Source organism: Bradyrhizobium lablabi (assembly GCF_018129385.1).
In the GTDB taxonomy this organism is placed as follows: domain Bacteria; phylum Pseudomonadota; class Alphaproteobacteria; order Rhizobiales; family Xanthobacteraceae; genus Bradyrhizobium; species Bradyrhizobium lablabi_C.
Map to the genome: position 1 here is coordinate 708,605 of NZ_JAFCLN010000001.1, position 19,917 is coordinate 728,521.

At 65.5% G+C, this 19,917-nt stretch carries 19 protein-coding genes; 18 read left to right on the plus strand and 1 reads right to left on the minus strand.

Annotation, left to right across the window (positions count from 1 at the left end; translation table 11 throughout):
- Window positions 1-130 precede the first annotated feature (130 nt).
- Window positions 131-523 carry a VOC family protein gene (locus JQ628_RS03275; RefSeq protein ID WP_212219043.1) on the minus strand — a complete coding sequence of 131 codons (393 nt, stop codon included), beginning with the start codon at window positions 521-523 and terminating at the stop codon, window positions 131-133.
- On the opposite strand from JQ628_RS03275, the gene JQ628_RS03280 reads away from it, so the two are divergent.
- The 18 genes from JQ628_RS03280 to JQ628_RS03365 all read left to right on the plus strand — a co-directional run bounded on the left by JQ628_RS03280 (window position 522) and on the right by JQ628_RS03365 (window position 19,914).
- The gene (locus JQ628_RS03280; RefSeq protein ID WP_212219046.1) at window positions 522-698 is read left to right on the plus strand and encodes a hypothetical protein; all 177 of its coding nucleotides are present in this window, start codon (window positions 522-524) and stop codon (window positions 696-698) included. The genes JQ628_RS03275 and JQ628_RS03280 overlap by 2 nt on opposite strands.
- Before the next feature lie 140 nt (window positions 699-838).
- Window positions 839-2,089, plus strand: a complete 1,251-nt coding sequence (locus tag JQ628_RS03285; RefSeq protein ID WP_212219049.1) for an ABC transporter substrate-binding protein — start codon at window positions 839-841, stop codon at window positions 2,087-2,089.
- A gap of 140 nt (window positions 2,090-2,229) precedes the next feature.
- Window positions 2,230-3,057 carry an AraC family transcriptional regulator gene (locus JQ628_RS03290; RefSeq protein WP_212219052.1) on the plus strand — a complete coding sequence of 276 codons (828 nt, stop codon included), beginning with the start codon at window positions 2,230-2,232 and terminating at the stop codon, window positions 3,055-3,057.
- 232 nt (window positions 3,058-3,289) lie between these two features.
- Window positions 3,290-4,300: a branched-chain amino acid ABC transporter permease gene (locus tag JQ628_RS03295; protein ID WP_212219055.1), complete on the plus strand. Its 1,011-nt coding sequence runs from the start codon at window positions 3,290-3,292 to the stop codon at window positions 4,298-4,300.
- Window position 4,301: 1 nt separating this feature from the next.
- The gene (locus JQ628_RS03300; RefSeq protein WP_212219058.1) at window positions 4,302-5,381 is read left to right on the plus strand and encodes a branched-chain amino acid ABC transporter permease; all 1,080 of its coding nucleotides are present in this window, start codon (window positions 4,302-4,304) and stop codon (window positions 5,379-5,381) included.
- Window positions 5,374-6,156 (plus strand): ABC transporter ATP-binding protein, encoded by a 783-nt coding sequence (locus JQ628_RS03305; RefSeq protein WP_212219061.1) that lies wholly within the window; start codon window positions 5,374-5,376, stop codon window positions 6,154-6,156. Before JQ628_RS03300 ends, JQ628_RS03305 begins: the two co-directional genes overlap by 8 nt.
- Complete coding sequence (locus JQ628_RS03310) at window positions 6,149-8,365, plus strand: ABC transporter permease (protein ID WP_212219064.1); 2,217 nt, start codon at window positions 6,149-6,151, stop codon at window positions 8,363-8,365. The genes JQ628_RS03305 and JQ628_RS03310 overlap by 8 nt, the downstream gene beginning before the upstream one ends.
- Before the next feature lie 3 nt (window positions 8,366-8,368).
- On the plus strand, window positions 8,369-9,202 hold the full coding sequence (locus JQ628_RS03315) for a phosphoenolpyruvate hydrolase family protein (protein ID WP_212219068.1): 834 nt from the start codon (window positions 8,369-8,371) through the stop codon (window positions 9,200-9,202).
- A 27-nt stretch (window positions 9,203-9,229) separates the two neighbouring features.
- Window positions 9,230-12,121 carry a flotillin family protein gene (locus JQ628_RS03320; RefSeq protein ID WP_212219072.1) on the plus strand — a complete coding sequence of 964 codons (2,892 nt, stop codon included), beginning with the start codon at window positions 9,230-9,232 and terminating at the stop codon, window positions 12,119-12,121.
- A gap of 12 nt (window positions 12,122-12,133) precedes the next feature.
- The gene (locus JQ628_RS03325) at window positions 12,134-12,571 is read left to right on the plus strand and encodes an SRPBCC family protein (protein ID WP_212219074.1); all 438 of its coding nucleotides are present in this window, start codon (window positions 12,134-12,136) and stop codon (window positions 12,569-12,571) included.
- Window positions 12,572-12,573: 2 nt separating this feature from the next.
- On the plus strand, window positions 12,574-13,017 hold the full coding sequence (locus tag JQ628_RS03330; RefSeq protein ID WP_212219078.1) for an SRPBCC family protein: 444 nt from the start codon (window positions 12,574-12,576) through the stop codon (window positions 13,015-13,017).
- A gap of 16 nt (window positions 13,018-13,033) precedes the next feature.
- Window positions 13,034-13,849, plus strand: coding sequence for an FAD binding domain-containing protein (locus JQ628_RS03335; protein WP_212219081.1), 816 nt, complete (start codon window positions 13,034-13,036; stop codon window positions 13,847-13,849).
- A gap of 4 nt (window positions 13,850-13,853) precedes the next feature.
- Complete coding sequence (locus tag JQ628_RS03340; RefSeq protein ID WP_212219084.1) at window positions 13,854-14,333, plus strand: (2Fe-2S)-binding protein; 480 nt, start codon at window positions 13,854-13,856, stop codon at window positions 14,331-14,333.
- An 11-nt stretch (window positions 14,334-14,344) separates the two neighbouring features.
- The gene (locus tag JQ628_RS03345; protein ID WP_212219088.1) at window positions 14,345-15,931 is read left to right on the plus strand and encodes a xanthine dehydrogenase family protein molybdopterin-binding subunit; all 1,587 of its coding nucleotides are present in this window, start codon (window positions 14,345-14,347) and stop codon (window positions 15,929-15,931) included.
- Window position 15,932: 1 nt separating this feature from the next.
- On the plus strand, window positions 15,933-16,955 hold the full coding sequence (locus JQ628_RS03350; protein ID WP_212219092.1) for a xanthine dehydrogenase family protein molybdopterin-binding subunit: 1,023 nt from the start codon (window positions 15,933-15,935) through the stop codon (window positions 16,953-16,955).
- Between the two features lie 9 nt (window positions 16,956-16,964).
- On the plus strand, window positions 16,965-17,846 hold the full coding sequence (locus tag JQ628_RS03355; protein WP_212219096.1) for an AAA family ATPase: 882 nt from the start codon (window positions 16,965-16,967) through the stop codon (window positions 17,844-17,846).
- Window positions 17,843-18,964 (plus strand): vWA domain-containing protein, encoded by a 1,122-nt coding sequence (locus tag JQ628_RS03360; RefSeq protein ID WP_212219099.1) that lies wholly within the window; start codon window positions 17,843-17,845, stop codon window positions 18,962-18,964. Before JQ628_RS03355 ends, JQ628_RS03360 begins: the two co-directional genes overlap by 4 nt.
- 101 nt (window positions 18,965-19,065) lie before the next feature.
- A complete protein-coding gene (locus tag JQ628_RS03365) occupies window positions 19,066-19,914 on the plus strand; it encodes an MBL fold metallo-hydrolase (RefSeq protein ID WP_212219102.1) in 849 nt (282 codons plus the stop codon).
- The last annotated feature ends 3 nt before the right edge of the window (window positions 19,915-19,917 follow it).

The following is a 19,917-nucleotide window of genomic DNA, read 5'->3' on the forward strand; positions in this document are numbered from 1 at the left end:
GCGAATGGACTGCGCTTCACGCGGCGTTATTTCACTAACGAATTTCCAAGAACGTTGCGATCTCTGGAAATTCGTCGGCGTTCAAGCGGCGACGCTCTCTGCACTGCCTTATCGCTCGCGGCGCTTCGCTTTACGGATTCCAGCCGCCGCTGCCGTATGGACGCGTGATGATTTCGAGCAGGTGACCGTTGATCTCCTCGAAGTAGAGACCGCGTCCGCCGTCATGGTCGTTGATCTCGTCCTCTCTTCGCTGCGCGGGATCGGCCCAGTAGCGGAGCTTCTGCGCGCGGATACGATCGAAGATCGCGTCGAACTCGGCATCGCCAACCAGGAAGGCGTAGTGCTGGCGCGTGATCCCACTTTCGGCATTCATGTAATCAAGGTTGGCGCCGTTGTCGGTGGTGACCACGTAGAACGGTCCCCAGCGCCGCGGCGCCGGCAGCCCCAATATCGCGGCAAGAAAATCGGCCGAGGCCTTGCTGTCGCGCGCCGACAGGATGGTGTGGTTGAAGTCGATGGCCATGTCGGAAGTCTCCGCTGCAATCAAGTCGATGGTCGAAGGACTGTTCCGGCCGTTCGAAAAACGTGATCGGGACGAAGTGACCTTTTTTGGCAAGTTCGTGAATTCGGCCGTCAATCGTGCCGTGCCTGATCGCCGCAGGGGGGCGTTTCGCATTGCGATGCAGCATGCAAAATGAGACTGCCTGTCAAGGGATCGCGCGCCGACGACACCCGCGCCGCAGCAGTCATCGGCTAGCCTCCAGGGCAACAACCGGACGCAGTGAAAACCGCACAGACGGCAGCGCGGCCGGTCGGCCAACAGACAGGGAGGACGGCAATGTTGAGAGGCAGTGTGGGTTTGGTCGCCTTGGGCAGCATTTTGCTTTCGGGGACCGCGTTCGCGCAGGAGAAGATCAAGGTCGGCGTCACCGCGACGCTGGAGGGTACCTACACGGTCCTCGGCGAAGACGGCATGCGCGGCCACCAGACCGCACTCAATGTGCTGGGCAAGAAGGTCGGCGACAAGGAACTGGAGTTCATCGTCGCCTCGACCGATGCGACGCCCGACTCCGCCGTGCGCGCCGTGCGCAAATTGATCGAGCAGGACAAGGTGCAGATCCTGCTGTCGCCGCTTTCCGGCGACGAAGGCATCGCGGTGAAGAATTTCGCCAAGACGCGGCCGGAACTCACCTTCATCAATGCGGCGTCCGGCGCGCAGGAAACCACCTATGTCGACCCCTCGCCGAACTTCTACCGCTACAATATGGACGGCGCGCAATGGCAGGTCGGGCTTGGCAAATATGCCTACGAGGACAAGAAATATCGCAAGATTGCCACTGTCGGCGAAGATTACTCCTTCATCTATACGCAGGTATTCGGGCTGGCGCTCGAATTCTGCGGACTGGGCGGGCAGATCACCAGCCGGCAATGGGTGCCGCTCGGCACCAAGGACTTTGCCTCGGTGATCGCGGCGCTGCCTGACGATGTCGATGCGATCTATCTTGGCCTTGGCGGTGCTGACGCCGTCAACTTCCTCAACCAGTACCAGCAGGCCGGCGGCAAGGCGCATCTGATGGGCGGCTCGATCATGGTCGATCAGACCATTCTGTCCGCCAAGGGCAATGCCAAGAACGCCCTGATCGGCACGATTGCCGCCAGCGGCCAGGCCGATACCTGGGAAGACGCGGGTTGGCAGAAATTCGTGAAGGCGTATCAGGACGCATTCCCGCCGAACAAGCGTTTTCCGAGCCCGTCCCTGCTTGCCACCAACTACTACAACTCGACGATGGCGTTGATCTTGGCGCTGCGTCAGGTCAACGGCGACCTCAGCAACAACCAGGCCAAGTACAGGGAAGCGCTCGCCAAGATCGAACTCGATGCGCCGAACGGCAAGATCAAGCTCGACTCTAACCGCCAGGCGATCGGCACCAACTTCGTCACCGAAGTCGTCGACGACGGCAAAGGCGCACTGTTCAGCAAGGTGGTGAAGGTCATTCCCAACGTGAACCAGACGCTGGGCTATGATCCCGCCGTGTTCGCCAAGATCGGCCTGCCCGGCCGCACCATACCGGAATGTAAGAAATACTGACCTTGTTGTCGCGTCGACCGGTCAGTCCAATTCCGTAGAGAGACGTTTGAGCAAGAGCGGCAACCGCCGCTCTTGCATTCTCGCTCGGGTTGAGAAAGGCTACCGGAAAAAGACAAAAGAATATTTCCGGGAGGGAGGACATGAGCAGGGCGCTCGCCGTCTTCCATGGCCGCTTCGGCCGTGCGACGGTCTACCAGTTGAACCGCCCGTTCAATACGCATGCGCATCGTGAGGGTCATCTGATCTTTCACGTCGGCGGAGTTCCTGCGTCGATCGATGTCGGCGAGTCACGCTGGCAGTTGAGCGAAGACGCGGTCGTTGCCGTCAATCCCTGGGAACCGCACAATTTCATTCCCGCCGACTGCGGCAACGGCGCGATCTTTTTCGTGCTCTACGTCAACGCCGAATGGTTTGCGCCCGACGCGACGCGAACCTGTCGCCTGCGGTTCGGCCGCACGCAGTTCAAGCGCACCGTTGCGCTCGACAAGCATATTCGCCGCACCGCAGCGCTGGTTTGCGGCGCGCCCTCGCTGAGCAGTCTCGACAGCGAACTGCGGCGCCTGATCGACATTTGCTACGATGAAAGCTGGCAACAGGCTCAGGTTACGCAGGAGATGCGCGACGCCGCGGCGGTCACCGATTTTCGGGTGCGCAAATGCATCAAGCTGATGTCGGAGAGCCCGGGCGCCGAGGTCGAACTCGATACGATCGCCCGCGAGTCCGGCCTGTCGCGGCCGCATTTCTATCGCCTGTTCCGCACCCAGACCGGCGTCACCCCGCATCTTTATCTCAACACGCTGATCATGGAGCAGGCGCTCGACGCGCTGGTGGCGACGGAAACCCCGATCGCGGACATCGGCTTCGATCTCGGCTTTTCCTCCCAAAGCGGTTTTACCCGCTTCTTCGCCGCCAATGTCGGCATGGCCCCGACCGATTACCGCCGCGTTGCCAAGGTGTTGCGGGCGTAACGCCGGCGCGAAAAGATACTGACGGTCAAATGCCAGCCCACCGCTCTCGCTAGGATAGTCGCGAACGCGGCCCGCAAAGACGGTCGCGACACGACAGGGAGCGTTGTTCCATGGCAGGGCTTGCGGCCTGTGCCGGGCATTTGGGTTTGCTTCGAGCGCGGTGCTCTGTGCGCTCGCATCTCCGTGCCCCCTCTCCCCGCCGGCTGGAACAGGCGAACAAGAGGTGGTCGGCGTGACGCGGTTCATCGAACGCCACCCGGCTTGGGCATTGATCACGATCATCGCCGTCGCGGTCCTGCTGTGGCTGATCTTTGCGGTGTGGCCGCCGGGACTGGAACAGGCCATCGGACGCAAGCGGATTTTCCTCAACGCGGTGCTGAACGGCATCACGCTGGGCGGACTTTATTTCCTCGTCGCGAGCGGCTTCACGCTGATCTTCGGCCTGATGCGCAACGTCAATCTCGCGCACGGCTCGCTCTATCTGTTCGGCGGTTACGTCGGTTACGCCATCAGCGCCGCGACCGGCTCCTGGATTCTCAGCTTCATCGTCGCCTTTGTCGCCGTGGCGCTGGTCGGCGTGCTGCTGCAGATCATCGTGTTCCGCCGCATGGAGGGGCAGGACCTCAGGCAGACCATGGTGACCATCGGGCTCTCGATCGTGTTCGCCGACCTGATGCTGTGGGCCTTCGGCGGCAACTTCTACCAGATCGAGACGCCAAGCTGGCTCATCGGCCCCATCGCACTGCCACTGGTGAGCGCGGTCAGGCCGTCGGGCGAGATGGTCTATCTGCAATATCCGCTGGTGCGGCTCGTGATCTTCGCCGCCTCGGTCGTGATCGGCGTTGCGATGTGGCTGGCGCTGAACCGCACGCGTGTCGGCATGATCATCCGCGCCGGCGTCGATGACCGCGACATCCTGGCCGCCACCGGCGTGCAGATCCAACTCGTCTTCGTGCTGGTGTTTGCGCTCGGCGCGGGGCTCGCCGGAATCGCCGGCGTCGTCGGCGGCACCTTTCAGTCGATCTCGCCGGGCGAAGACACGCGTTTCCTGCTGGCCTCGCTCGTGGTCGTCATCGTCGGCGGCATGGGATCTATCCCCGGAGCCGCGCTGGGTGCGCTGATCATCGGCCTCGCCGAGCAGCTCGGCTCGGTCTACATCCCGACTTACGCCATCGTGGTCACGTTCCTGATCATGGTGGTGGTGCTGGCGCTGCGGCCGCAGGGCCTTGTGGCGAGGCGCTGACATGTCGCTTGTGACCCACGACGCCAAGGTTCAGCTCCGCTCGCCCGCCGCGGCGCCGCCGACGGTGCGCATGTGGCCGGAAATCAACAATCCTGCCGCCTGGGCCGTCGCGGTGATCCTGCTGATCATGCCGCTGATCGCCAGCAAGTTCTTCCTGATCGAGATCTTCGCGACCACGCTCATTCTCGGCACCATCGCCCTCAGCCTGATGTTCCTCGCGGGCTATGGCGGCATGGTCAGCCTGATGCAGCTCACGATCGCGGGCTTTGCGGGTTACATGGTCGCGGTGTTCGGCGTTTCGGGGAACGTCAATATCAGCCTCGGCTGGCCGTGGTGGCTGGCGACCCCGGTGGCGCTCGCACTCGCCACCGCCTTCGGCACCCTCGGCGGCGCGCTCGCGGTGCGGACCGAAGGCATCTACACCATCATGATCACGCTCGCGATCGGTGCGGCGTTCTACTACTTCACCAACCAGAACTGGGCGATCTTCAACGGCCATACCGGCATGAACAATGTCGCAACGCCCATGTTCTGGGGCGTCGACTGGCGCGCCGATATTCCCTTCTATTATGTCGTGCTCGGCACCGCCGCGCTCTGCTATTTCGCGGTCGAATATATCTCTCGCGCGCCGTTCGGGCTCGCGCTACAGGGCGTGCGCGACAATCCGCGCCGCATGGCGGCGCTCGGCTTCAACGTCAACGCCCATCGCGTCGCCGCCTATGCCTTTGCTTCGTTCGTGGCGGGGCTCGGCGGTGTCCTCCAGGTCTGGAACTACCGGCAGATCTCGCCGGGCTCCGTGGGCGTCGAGCGCTGCATCGATATCCTGATCATAGCCGTCGTCGGCGGGATCACGCGCGCCGTCGGGCCGTTCATCGGGGCGCTGATCTTCGTCCTCCTGCGCACCTTCACGCTGGATTTCCTGGTGCAGCTCGGGCTGGACGGCAACCGCTTCCGCCTGCTGATCGGGCTCGGCTTCCTCGCCATCGTGTTCTGGTCGTCCGATGGCGTCATCGGCCTGTGGGAACACTGGCGGCAACGCGGCGCAACGCCCCGCCAAACCGGAAGAGGCGGCCATGGATAGCGTGGCGCAACGCCTGTCGCTGGTGGGCGCCGGAGCGGCGCTGGAGTTGCGCGGCGTCACCCGCATGTTCGGCGCCCTCGCCGCGCTCACCGACGTCACCATCACCGTGCGTCCGGGCGAGCGGCGTGCGGTGCTGGGCTCCAATGGCGCCGGCAAGACCACGCTGTTCAACTGCATCACCGGCGACTTTCCCGCCTCCTCCGGCACCATCCGCTTCTTCGGCGAAGACATCACGCATTTCCCGCCCTATGAGCGCATCCGCCGCGGCCTGCGCCGCACCTATCAGATCTCCGCGCTGTTCACCGGCCTGACGGTGCAGGACAATGTCTATCTCGCCTGCCGCGGCGTTTCGCGCGGGCGCTTCTCGCTGTTGCGGCCAAGACAAAACGACGCGCTGGTGCATGCCGCGGATACGCTGGTGCAGGCCGTTCATTTGAGCGCGGTCAAGGACCAGCGCGTTGCCGAACTCGCGCACGGCCAGCAGCGCCAGCTCGAGATCGCGCTCGCGCTGGCCGGGGCGCCGCGCTTCATCCTGTTCGACGAACCGGCGGCGGGCCTGTCGCCCGGCGAGCGGCTCGAGCTGATCGAGATCCTGACCTCGCTGCCCGCCCATATCGGCTACATCATCATCGAGCACGACATGGATGTGGCGCTGCGTGTGGTGGAAAGCGTCACCATGATGCACAACGGCCGCATCTTCAAGGAAGGCCTGCCGCGCGAGATCGAGTCCGATCCGGAGGTTCAGGAGCTGTATCTCGGAGGCGGGCATGAGTGACGTCCGCCGTACCTCCGCGCCCGCGCTCGAAGTCAAGGGGCTCGACGTCTATTACGGCCACTCGCACGCGCTGCAGGGCGTCGACCTCACCCTCGATTCCGGCGTGTTTTCGGTGGTCGGCCGCAACGGCATGGGCAAGACCACGCTGTGCAAGGCGATCATGGGCCTCGTGCCGGTGAGCGGCGGCTCGATCCGCGTGCGTGGCGAGGACATCACGCGCCAGCCGCCGGCGCGCATCGCCCGGCTTGGCGTCGGCTATGTGCCGCAAGGACGGCGGCTGTGGCGTTCGCTGACCGTCGACGAGCACTTGCGGCTTGCCGCCGGTATTCGCCGCGGGCCCTGGACGGTCGAGCGCATCTACGAGACCTTTTCGCGCCTGGCCGAGCGCAAAGAGCACGGCGGCGGACAGCTCTCCGGCGGCGAGCAGCAGATGCTGGCGATCTCGCGGGCGCTGCTCACCAATCCGCATCTGCTGATCATGGACGAGCCGACGGAAGGGCTTGCGCCTGTGATCGTCGCCCAGGTCGAGGAGATGCTGGTCCGGCTCGGCGAGGATGACGATATCTCGGTGCTGGTGATCGAGCAGAACATCGGCGTTGCGACCGCGGTGTCGCGCAACGTTGCGATCATGGTCAACGGGCGCATCAATCGTATCATCGATTCCGCCCGGCTTTCTGCCGACCGCGATCTGCAGCAGCGATTGCTGGGGGTTGGGCTGCATGCCGAGCTCGAGACCGATATCGCTCTCGCGCCGGGGCGCGCCGAGCTGAAGCCGGCATCGCAGCACGCTCCCGCGAATAGGCCGATCCGCATCTACATTTCCAATCCAAGCCCGCCTACCCGCTGGACGCAGCCGGTGCCGATCGCGAGGATCGAGGCTGCCGCACGCACGGTATCTACCGGCGTGGCCCGGCTGGAAGATGCCACTCGGAGGACACGCGAAGCGGCCGTTGCCCAGGCGGGTGGGCCGCCAGTGGTGCTGGTGGTTGGCACGCTCGACACCAAGGGCGCGGAGCTCCGCTTCATTCGCGACATCATCGCCGAGAGTGGGTTACGCACGCGGCTGGTCGACGTCTCGACCAGCGGCAAATTGTCGAGCTGCGACGTGCCGGCGCAGGAGATCGCACTCAACCACGGTCGCGGCGGCGCCGCAGTGTTCGGCACCGACCGCGGCGTGGCGGTGACCGCGATGGCGGACGCCTTCGCCAAATGGCTGCGGCGCCAGGGCAATGTCGCCGGCATCATCTCCGCAGGCGGCTCGGGCGGCGCCTCGCTGGTGACGCCGGGCATGCAGGCGCTGCCGGTCGGCGTGCCCAAGCTGATGATCTCGTCGGTCGCTTCCGGCGACGTCGGGCGCTATGTCGGCCCTGCGGATATCACGATGATGTATTCGGTCACTGATGTGCAGGGACTGAATTCGATCTCGCGTGCGGTGCTTGCCAATGGCGCGAACGCCCTCGCGGGCATGGTCAAGGCGCGGCTCGCGCAGCGGCCCGGGAACGAGCGCAATGCACCTCGCGTGCCGGCAGTCGGCATCACCATGTTCGGCGTCACCACGCCGGCAGTGCAGAAAATCGCCGCCGAGCTGGCACAGGAGTTCGAATGCCTGGTGTTCCATGCCACCGGCGTCGGCGGCCGCTCGATGGAGAAGCTGGTCGATTCCGGCCAGCTCGCCGCCGTGATCGATCTGACCACCACCGAGATCTGCGATCTCTTGATGGGCGGCGTGTTTCCGGCGACCGAAGACCGCTTCGGCGCGATCATCCGCACCCGCGTTCCCTATGTCGGGTCGCTGGGCGCGCTCGACATGGTCAATTTCGGCGCGCCCGACACCATTCCGGAACGCTACGCCCGACGCAAATTCCACGTTCACAATCCGCAAGTGACGCTGATGCGCACGACGGCAGAAGAAAACGAGCGGATGGGGCGCTGGATCGGCGAACGGCTCAACCAGATGAACGGCCCGGTGCGCTTCTACATCCCCGAGGGCGGCGTCTCTGCACTCGATGCCGCCGGGCAGCCGTTCTGGGACCCGCAAGCAGACAGCGCCTTGTTCAGCGCGCTGGAACGAACGGTGCGGCAGACCAGCAATCGCCAGATCATCCGTATCAAGAAGAACATCAACGATCCCGAATTTACCGCCGCGATTGTCGGTGCGTTCCGATCCCTGTTGGGTCGCACGGGCGCGCGGCGGAAGATGGCGAGGTGAAGCATGGCCCGGTTCGAACGAGCAGCGTTGCTCAAGAAGTTTCGCGACATGGCCAAGCGTGGCGAGCCGATCGTCGGCGGCGGCGCCGGCACCGGGCTCTCGGCCAAATGCGAGGAAGCCGGCGGCGTCGACCTGATCGTGATCTACAATTCCGGCCGCTACCGCATGGCCGGGCGCGGCTCACTGGCGGGGCTGATGCCGTACGGCGATGCCAATGCGATTGTGGTCGAAATGGCGGGCGAAGTGCTGCCGGTCGTCACCCGAACGCCGGTGCTTGCCGGCGTCAACGGCACCGATCCGTTCCGCGACATGGATCTGTTCCTCGACCAGCTGAAGGCGCTCGGATTCTCCGGCGTGCAGAACTTTCCGACCGTCGGCCTGATCGACGGCATCTTCCGCGCCAATCTCGAAGAGACCGGCATCTCCTATGCGCTCGAGATCGAGATGATCTCCAAGGCACACGAGAAGGACATGCTGACCACGCCCTACGTGTTCAGCGAGAAGGAAGCCGCCGCGATGGCGATCGCCGGCGCCGACATCATCGTCTGTCACCTCGGGCTGACCACCGGCGGCACCATCGGCGCGCAGACCGCGCCAAAGCTCGCGGATTGCCCGAAGCAGATCGACGCCTGGGCCGATGCGGCGCTCAGCGTCAATCCCGACATCCTGGTGCTCGCGCATGGCGGTCCGATCGCCGATCCCGCGGACGCCGATTTCATCATGAAGCACACCCGCTATTGCCACGGCTTCTACGGCGCCTCGTCAATGGAGCGTCTGCCGGTGGAGCGGGCGCTCACGGAACAGGTTCGCAAATTCAAGGCGATCGGCGCGCATTAACGCCGGATACGTTCGAAGGAGAAGACAATGTCAGGGATTTTGATAGGCGAATTGATCCTCTGGCTGATCGTCGCGATCGTCGTGATCGTGATCGGCGTCTACATCGTCAACTGGCTCTACCACCGCTCGTCGAAGGAAACCTCGTTCGTCCGAACCGGTTTCCTTGGCGAACGCGTCGTGATCAATGGCGGCGCCTTCGTGCTGCCGTTCATCCACGACTATACGCCGGTCAACATGAACGTGCTGCCGATGGGCATCGTGCGCGCGCGGCAGGACGCCGTCATCACCCGAGACCGCATGCGGGTCGACATCGAGGCCGACTTTTACGTCCGCGTGCAGCAAACCCGCGAAGCCGTGTCGATCGCCGCCGCAACGCTGGGTCGGCGCACCATGGAGCCGGAGCAGTTGCACGCGCTGCTCGCCGGCAAATTCGTCTCCGCGATCCGCTCAGTGGCGTCCGAGATGACGATGGAGCAGATGCATGAGCAGCGCGGCGACTATGTTGCGCGCGTCAAGGCCAATGCCGCCGAAGCGCTGGCGCAGAACGGCCTTGAACTGGAGTCGGTTGCGATCACCGATCTCGATCAGACTGATCTCGAATTCTTCAACCCATCGAACCGGTTCGACGCCGAGGGCCTGACCCGGCTGATGGAGGACATCGAAGCAAGGCGTAAATTGCGGAACGACATCGAACAGGATTCGATGATCAAGATCCGTACCCGCAATCTCGAGGCCGAGCGGCAGGCGCTCGAGATCGAGCGCGAGAGCGAGACGGCTCGCCTCGAACAGGAACGCGACATCGAGATGCGCCGTGCCTTGCAGCGCACGGAGGTCGCGCGCGAGCGCGCGTTGCGCGAGACCGAGGCGGAACAGGCGCAGATCACCGCACGCGAGGCCATCGAGAAGGCCCGCATCGCCAACGAGCAGGCCATCGCCGAGGCGCGGATCGCCTCAGAACGCGAGACGCGGCAGAAGGAAATCGAACGCAGCCGCGCGGTCGAGGAAAAGGAACTGCTCGCCCGCGAGGAGATCGAGAAGACAAGGATTTCCAACCAGCGCTCGATCGACACGACGCGTATTGCCTCCGAGCGCGAGGTACGCCAGCGCGACATCGAACGGATGCGAACGATCGAGGAAGCGGAAATCGCCGCACGTGAGGCGATCGAGAAAGCCCGCATTCAGCAGGACCGGGCCGTCACCGATGCGCGCATCGCCAATGAAGAAGAGACGCGCCGCCGCGAAATCGAGCGGACACGGGCGGTCGAGGAAGCCGAGATCGCGGCGCGCGAGGCCACCGAAAAAGCCCGCATCGCGCAGACCCTGACGGTCAATCTCGATCGCATCACCTCCGACGAGCGGACCCGTGCGCTGGAAATCCAGCAGGTGCGCACCATCCAGGAGGCGGAGATCGAGGCGCAGCGTGCGGTGGAGGCCGCGCGCATCGCCCGCGAGCACACCATCGCCGCCGACCGCATCGCCGCCGAGCAGAAAACCCGACAGCTCGAAATCGAGCGCAATAAGGCGCTGGAAGTTTCCGGCATCGCGGCGCGCGAGGCGACCGAGTCGTCGCGCATCGCCCAGGAGGAACGCGTCCGTTCGCTGGAGATCGCCCGCAATCGCGCCGTCGAGCAGGCCGATATCGCCTCGCGCGAAGCGATCGAGGCGGCGCGGATCGCGCAGGAGAAGGCGATTTCCGCCGAACGCATCAACGCAGAACGGCAGACGCGTGCGCTGGAAATCGAGCGCACCGAGGCGCTGGAGGCAGCGGAGCTGAAGCGACGGGACGCGGTCGAGCGCCGCCGCATCGGCGTCGAGCTGGCGCTGGAATCCGAGCGCATCGCCTCGTCGCGCACGCGCGAGGTGCTCAATATCGAGCAGAAGCAGGCGGTCGAGATCGCGGACGAAGAGCGCGTGATCGCGCTCGCCGCCAAGCGCTCGGAGCGGATCGAGGCCGACCGCGAGGTCAAGCAGGCCGAGATCGTCGCGCGCAAGGAGGTCGAGACCACCGATCTCTCACGCGAACAGGCGCTGGACGCGGCGCGGCTGGAACGCCGCCGCGCCATCGAGCAGCTCGAAGTCGCCCGCAACCAATCGCTACAGGAAGCCGAGATTTCCGCCCGCGAGGAGGTCGAGCGCGCCCGCATCGCCTCCGATCGCGGCCTCGACGAGGCGCGGATCGGGCGCGAGCGCGAATTGCGCAAGCTCGAGATCAATCGCGAGAAGGACGTCGAGACCGCGCTGATGGAAAAGGCCGTCGCCATCCATCAGAAGTCGCTGGAGGAATCGGCGGCCCGGGTGACCGCGGAGGAAGCGCGGGTGCGCGCCACCGAGGCCGCCGAACGGGTGGTCACGGCGCGCGAGAGCGAGATCGCCAAGCGCCGCAAGACCGTGGAAGTTCTGCTAGCCGAAAAGCAGGCCGAGGAGACGCGCATCGCGGCAGAGGCCGAACGGGTACGCGCCGCGGTCGAGGCCGAGGCACAGCGGCTGCTTAACGAGGCCGAGAACGTCCTCACCGACCAGGCGCGCTACTCGCTGTTCCGCCGCAAGCTGCTCGACCGCATCGAGGGCATCGTGCGCGAGAGCGTCAAGCCGATGGAGAAGATCGAGGGCATCCGCATCCTCCAGGTCGACGGCCTCAATGGCGGCGGCGGGGCGCATCCTAACGGCTCGCGCAGCGCCACCGACGAGGTGATCGATTCGGCATTGCGCTATCGCGTGCAGGCGCCGCTGATCGACTCGATTCTATCGGACATCGGCGTCGAAGGCGGCAGCCTCGCCAGGATGCCGGGCCTGATCCGCGAAGCGCGCGACATGCAGGGCATCCGCGAGTCCGCGCGCAAGGGCGGCGAGGCCAAGCCCGCGAGCGAAACGCCTTCGGGCGAGCCGCCGGCCGAGCGCAGCCCGCGGAAGAAGAGCTGAAGGGGTTGAGCGATGGCCCGCGTCTACATCTCCACCGTCGTCAATGCCCGCAACGACCGCGTCTGGGCGCGCGTGCGCGACTTCAACGGCCTGCCGAACTGGCATCCGGCGATCGCGGAAAGCCGCATCGAGGGCGGCGAGCCCGCCGACAAGATCGGATGCGTACGCGACTTCCGGCTGCGCAATGGCGACCGCATCCGCGAAAAGCTGCTCGGGCTGTCGGACTACGACATGTTCTGCACCTACTCCATCCTGGAATCGCCGATGGGGGTGGAGAACTACGTCGCCACCTTGCGGCTTACGCCCGTCACCGACGGCGACCAGACCTTTGTCGAGTGGACCGCCGAATTCGACTGCGCGCCCGAACGCGAAACCGAGCTCGTGAGCAATATCGGCGGCGGCGTGTTTCAGGGCGGCTTCGACGCGCTGAAACGGGCATTCGGAGGCTAGCGGTGCCGCATATCGTCAAAAGCACGATCCTGAATGCACCGACCGACGCGGTGTGGAGCGTGCTGCGCGATTTCAACGGGCATGATCGCTGGCACCCGGCGGTCGCCACCAGCACGATCGAGCGCGCCCAGCCTTCCGACAAGATCGGCTGCGTGCGGCGGTTCAAGCTACAGGACGGCTCGGAGCTGCGCGAACAATTGCTGGCGCTGTCCGATCTCGAACAGACCTTCAGCTATTGCCTGCTCGATACGCCGATCGCGCTGTTCAACTACGTCGCCCATGTGCGGCTGTTGCCGGTGACCGACGGCGACCGGACCTTCTGGCAGTGGGAATCGCGCTTCACCACCCGGCCGGAAGATCGGGATTCCATCACGCAAATGGTTTCCGAGCAGATCTACCAGGCCGGCTTTGAGGCCATTCGCCAGCACCTCAAGGAGGCGGCATGACCACGGAGGCGACACCATGCCGGTAATCGTGAAGAGCTTCACGAATGCGGGCGAAGCCGCGGCAGCGCTGTCGTCGGAGCGCGAGGCGCGCTATCTCGGCGGCGGCACGCTGGTGATGCGCGCGCTGAACGAGGGCGACATTTCCATCTCGACCATCGTCCGCGCCACCGACGCCGCGATGACCCGGATCGACGCAACAGGCTCGCGGGTCACCATCGGCGCGAGCGTCACTTTCGCCCGCATCCTGGCCGAACGGGACCTGGCTTTCCTGCACGCCCCTGCCCGCTCGATCGGCGGCCCGGCGGTGCGCAACATGGGCACGGTCGGCGGCAATCTATTCGCGCCGATCCCTTATGGGGATTTTACCGTCGCGCTGCTCGCGCTGGATGCAACCGTGGCGATCCAGGGCAGTTTTGGCGGGCGCGACATGCCCCTCGACGAATTTTTGCAGGCGCGCGAGCGGCAAGGCGGCGCGCTGGTGCTTTCGGTCTCCTTCCCAAGGATCGCCGGCGAGTCGTTCCGCTATCGCAAGGTCGCGCGCATCCAGCCAAAAGGTGGCTCGGTCATTACGCTGGCCGCGCATCTGCCCGTCAGCAGCGGGCGGATCGCCGGCGCGCGCGTCGCGCTCGGCTCGATGGCGCCGGTGCCGACGCGGGCGCGAGCAGTCGAGCGTGCGCTGGAAGGACGCGCGCTTGATGCGGCAACAATCGCCGCTGCCGCAGCCGCGGCCACCGAGGGCACGTCACCCGGCGACAATGCGCTCGCCAGCGCCTGGTATCGCCGCGAGATCGTCGGCGTCCATTTGCGCCGGCTGCTCTCCGGACAGGAATAGGATCATGAGCAAGATTCCCCTGCAATTTCGTCACAACGGCCGCGAGGTCGCGATCTTCGTCGACGGCGGCACCAACCTGCTTGTCGCCTTGCGTGAGCTGATCGGCGACATGACGCCGAAATTCGGCTGCGGTCAGGGCGGTTGCGGCGCCTGTAGCGTGCTGATCGATGGCGCGCTGCACCTGTCATGCCTGACGCTCGCCGAGACCGTCGCCGGACGATCGGTGGAAACGCTCGATGGCATCAAGCAGGGACCGCAACTGCATCCGCTGCAGCGCGCCTTCATGGAGAATTTTGCCGCCCAGTGCGGCTATTGCACGCCGGGCATGCTGATGGCGGCAAAAGCGCTGCTCGACCGCAATCCCCAGCCGAGCCGCGCCGAAGTGGTCGAGGCGATCTCCGGCAATATCTGCCGCTGCACCGGCTACGAACCGATCATCAATGCCGTGCTCGCCGCCGCCTCGGGCGGCCGCGCCAGCGCGTGAGAGGGAATGCCATGCTGGAATTGCGCAAGGACATTTTCGCCGATGAGCGCGACGACAATCTGAAGGAGATCGGCAAGGGTACGCAGCGCCAGGACATGCTCGGCCATGTCACGGGCACCTCGACCTATTTCGACGATCACAAGCTGCAGGGCATGCTGCACATGAAGGTGCTGCGCAGCCAGCACGCCCATGCGCGGCTGCGCCGCATCGACACCGCGGAAGCCGAACGTTCACAGGGCGTGCGGCGGATCATCCGCGGCGCCGACGTGCCGCGCAATCTCAATACCCTTTTGAGCCTGATCAATTTCGGCAAGGACGACGAGCCGTCGCTGGCGGTCGACAAGGTGCGCTACAAGGGCGAGCCGATCGTTGCCATCGTGGCGGACAGTCCCCGCGAAGCCCATGAGGCGATGGCGAAGGTGCGCGTCGACTACGAGCCGCTGCCGGCCGTGTTCGACGTCGAGGACGCGCTGAAGCCCGGCGCGCCCGTGGTCAACGAGGTCTATCCAAAAAACACCTTCATCTATCACGACGTCTACGATCACCAGAAGCTGCGCTTCGGCGATGCCGATCGTGCGCTTGCCGGGGCCGATCACGTGCTGGAGCAGCGCTACCAGATGTCGCCGATCGAGCACGCGCCGACCGAGACTAACGGTTCGATCGCCGCACCCGATACCAACGGCCGCTACGTCGTCTACACCTCGACGCAGGCCCTGTTCTTCTCGCTGGATACCAGCGCCAAGATCCTGGACGTGCCGTCCAACACCTTCCATTTCGTTGGCGGCACCGTCGGCGGCGGCTTTGGCGGCAAGGTCGACACCCTCACCGAGCCGCTTTGCATTCTTGGCGCGATGCTGACAGGGCGCCCGGTACGCTATGTGCTGGGACGTGAAGAGGAGATGCAGTTCGGCTCACCACGCGGCGCCGAGCGCATCTACCTCAAGGACGGCGTGATGCGCGACGGACGCATCATCGCGCGCAAGGTCCGTGCCTATTTCGACAGCGGCGCCTATACCCGGCTGTCGAGCTACGCCGTCGTCAAATGCGTCGCGCATCTCCCGGGGCCCTACACCATCCCGAACGTCCATGGCGACGTCTATTGCGTCTTCACCAACCGCACGCCGGCGACCGCGATGCGCGGTTTTGGCGTCACCGCGATGGATTTTGCGATCGAGTGCCAGATGGACAAGCTCGCGCATCTCGTCGGCATGGATCCGATGGAATTCCGGATCCTCAACGCCTATCGCGACGGCGACATGAAGGCGCACCGGCGCGAAGCCAAGAACTGCGCACTGATCGAGTGCGTGCAGGTCGCGGCCGAGAAGTCCAAATGGACGCTGCGCGAGGAGTTCAGGCGGATGTCCTCGCGCAAGGACGGCGGCGGCGGCCGCGCCGCCATTCCGGCGACGCCGGGCGAAACGCGTCCCCGGCCCACGGCGCCGGCGCAACAGCGCACGGCCTACGATCGCAGCCTTGCCGCGCCGCTCAATGAACCGCCGCGCGAGCCGCCACCGCCGCCGCCTTCCCCGCCGCAACCGGCCGCGCCGTCGCACGGCGCGACCCGTTTCTCCTCGGTATTCGGCACGCGGAGGCGCTGACATGACAAGGCATCGCGGACGCGGCATCGCATCGGTCAACTATCCCATCGGAATGAACCTCGGCGGCGATCCCAGCCAGGCGCTGGTTCATTCCAATCCCAGCGGCAAGTTCACGGTGGCGCTGTCCTCCATCGATCTCGGCCAGGGTATGAAATCGGTCACGCGGCAGATCTGCGCGGAGACGCTCGGCGTGCCGGTCGAAGACGTCTATGTCGACACCGCCGATTCCGATACCGGGCCGCACTGCATGGGCTCCTTTGCCTCGCGCGGCACCCACCGCGTCGGCAATGCGGTGATGGCCGCGGCGAGGGAAGCGCGCGGCGTGATGATGGAAGCGGCGGCCGAGGAACTCGAGGTCAACGCCGCCGATCTCGAGACCGACGGCCGCGGCAATATTCATGTCAAAGGCGCACCGCACCGTTCGATCTCGACCAAGGACGTGGCGATCGCGGCGCAGTTCAAACAGGGCAAGACGATCTCCGGCCGCGGCATCTTTCTGGTGCCGCTCTCCGACGTGAATCCCGAGACCGGCGAGATGTCGCCAGCCACCTGCTACGCCCATGCCTGCCTCGTGGCCGAAGTCGAGGTCGATGACGAAACCGGCGAGGTCGCGATGATCCGGATGGACAGCGCCTATGAGCTCGGGCGCGCGCTCAACCCGCGCCTGGTGGAACAGCAACTGGTCGGCGGCGCCTGGATGGGCGTCAGCCACGCACTGTATGAAACGCCGGAGCCGTATTATCCGGACCCGAAGCATGGACCGCGCGACTTCGTCGAGTATCTGATGCCTGGGCCCGGCGACATCTGCCCGCATGATATCGCCGTGCTGGAGCGCCCTGCCCCGGACGGGCCGTTCGGCGCCAAGGGCCCGGGAGAGATGTGCGCCAATCCGGTGCTGCCGGCGATCGCGAATGCCGTCTTCAATGCCGTCGGCGTGCGCATCGACGACTTGCCGATCACACCGGAGAAAGTGCTGCGCGCGATCAAGGCGCAAGGCGGCGCGCGGCCGCAGGCGCGGCGCTAAGGTCCCGATATGGCCGTGCGCAGCAACATCGTCGGCATCGACAGCCCGCAGGCGCTGGAGCGAGCGTTGCGCGCCGCTTATTATCTCGCCGACGACGGGCTCGCGACCGCCGCCTACCTGGCGCTCGCGCTCGGCAAACCGCTCCTGCTCGAGGGCGCGCCGGGGGTGGGCAAGACCGAAGCCGCAAAGGCCATTGCCGCGGTGCTCGGGCGGCGCCTGATCCGCCTGCAATGCTATGAAGGCATCGACGCCTCGGCCGCGCTCTACGAGTGGAACTATCCGCGCCAGATGCTCGCGATCCGGCAGGCCGGTGACGAGACCATCGACATCTACGGCGAGACGTTCCTGATCGAGCGGCCGATGCTGGCCGCGCTGCGCGCGCCAGATTCGGCGGTGCTCCTGATCGACGAAATCGACCGCGCCGACCAGGAGTTCGAGGCCTTCCTGCTCGAATTTTTGTCCGACTTCCAGATCTCCATTCCCGAACGCGGCACAGTGCGGGCGGTGGAGCGGCCGGTCGTGGTGCTGACCTCGAACCGCACCCGCGACCTGCACGAGGCGCTGCGGCGCCGCTGCGTCTATCACTGGATCGACTATCCCAATGCGGAGCGCGAGGCGCACATCATCATGATGCGCGCCTCCAGCGTCGCGGAAGCGACCGCGCGCGCCGTGGTCGCCGCGGTCGGCAAGCTCCGGCGCGAGCCGCTCGCCAAGGCGCCGGGTATCGCGGAGGCGGTGGACTGGGCGGAAGCTGCAACGCTGCTGCATCAGGGCGGCGCCCGCTGGCCGGACGCCTTCCGGCGCTCGATCGGCGTGGCGCTCAAGGACGAGGAAGATCTTCACTTCATCTCGCCGCGGCTGGACGCGCTGCTCGCAGAGGCCACCGCATGATCGCCGGGCCGCAGTTGCCGCGCGCCGTGGGCGTGTTCATCTCCTTCGCGGCGCTGCTGCGCGTGAACGGCTTTGCCGTCGCGCCGGAACAGACCACCGCGTTTCTCGCGGCCATCGAGTTGCTCGGCCCCCGACATGTTGAAGATATCCGCCAGGCCGGACTTGCGACGCTCGCCCCTCCGCCGGAGCGCCGCGCGACCTATGACCGGCTGTTCGATCTGCATTTTCGCGGCAGCGATTCCTTCGAGGGCACAGCCTCGGATGAAGACGAGCAGATCGTGCGGCTCCAGGAGGAAGGCCGCGGGCAGGAAGAACCGCTCGCGTCCGACGACATCAACGAATCCGGCCTGACCGCCGCCCGCGCCGAAGCGCTGGTTGACCGGCGTTTCGCGCAAGGTTTGACGGGCGATGCCCTGCGCCGGCTCGCACGCGAGGCGCCGCGCCGATTGCCGCGGAGACGCGGCCACCGGCGCATGCGCGCGCGCCGCGGCCCGTTCGCCGATCTGCGCCGCACCTTGCGCGACAGCGTGCGCAATGACGGCGAGATATTGCGGCTTGGACGGCTGAGGCGGCGCAGCCGGCCGCGCAAGGTGCTGCTGCTGATCGACGTCTCCGGCTCGATGAAACAGCGGACCGAAGAGAACATGAGGCTCGCCCATGCCCTGATGCATGCGGCGCCCAATGTCGAGGTCTTTACCTTCGGAACGCGGCTGACGCGCGTCACCCGCGCGCTGCGCGTGAAGCGGGCCGAACAGGCGCTCAATGCGGCGGCGCATCTGGTCAGCGACTGGGACGGCGGCACCCGCATCGGCGATGCGCTACAGGCCTTTCTCGCGGTGCCGCGCTTTGCCGCCTACGCGCGCGGTGCCGCCGTCGTGATTCTCTCCGATGGACTGGAGCGCGGCGATGTTTCCGCCTTGCGCGATGCGGTTGCAAAGCTGTCGCTCCAGGCATGGCGGCTGAGCTGGCTGACGCCGCTCGCGACCGGGCCCGGCTTTCAGCCGCAGACCGAAGCGCTGCTCGCGATCGCGCGCTTTGTCGACGATCTCGCCGGCGGCGGCTCCAGCGCGGCGATCGTCTCGCATGTCCTGTCGCTGGCACGGAGGAAAGCGGCGTGACTCCGCCCCGAGCCGCGCGAGGAAATTTTCAAGAGCACCGCCATGCGCGTGCAGCGATGCGCCACGGACGGTTGGGAACAACAGAGACAAGGGAGGGATGAATGCCGCTGGAGATCAAGATTCTGGATTATGGCGACATCGAGCTGGAATCGAGTTTTCTCGTGCTCGGCCGGGATTGCGGCCGCACCCGCCGCGTCCTCACGCTGGGCTTCCTGATCGTTGGCGGCCCCTATCCGGTCGTCGTCGACACCGGCTATCGCTCCAACCAGATCATGGAAACGCTGGGCATGCGCGGCTTGCAGTACCACGAGAACATGATCGAGAACCAGTTAGCGCGCCACGGCGTGCGCATGGGCGACGTCCGCTTTGTCTGCCACACCCATCTGCACATCGACCACGCCGGCAAGGATGACCTGTTCCCGATGAACACGACGGTCGTGCTCAACCGGCGCGAATTGGAATATTCCGTTTCGGGCCTCATGCATCCGCAATATCCGGCGCCCGATATCAAGCATCTGATCGATCGCCTGCACACCAAAAGCGCTCTGCGCTTCCTCGATCTCGAGATCACCGGTCCGATCGAGCTGATGCCAGGCGTCTATTGCGACGCCGCCAATGCCCATACCGAAGGCTCGATGAACATCATCGTCCACACCGCCGACGGCATCGCCACCATCTGCGGCGACGTGATCTATGATTTCAACGACCAGATCGTTACGCCCTTCAACGAGATCCACGATTGGGAGCCTCGCACGACAGGCAATCATGGCACCAGCAAGCGCGCAGAAAAAGCCGCGATCAAGAAGCTGCTCTCCAGCTCGCGATATCTGCTGCCGGTGCACGACCGCCCCGCCAAGATCGAAGGTGGCGTCGTGGTCGGCCGCTTGCACGACCAGGTGCCCGGCCCCGTGGTCCAGACCTTGCCGCGGCGTGACTGGTTCCCGGCATAAGGA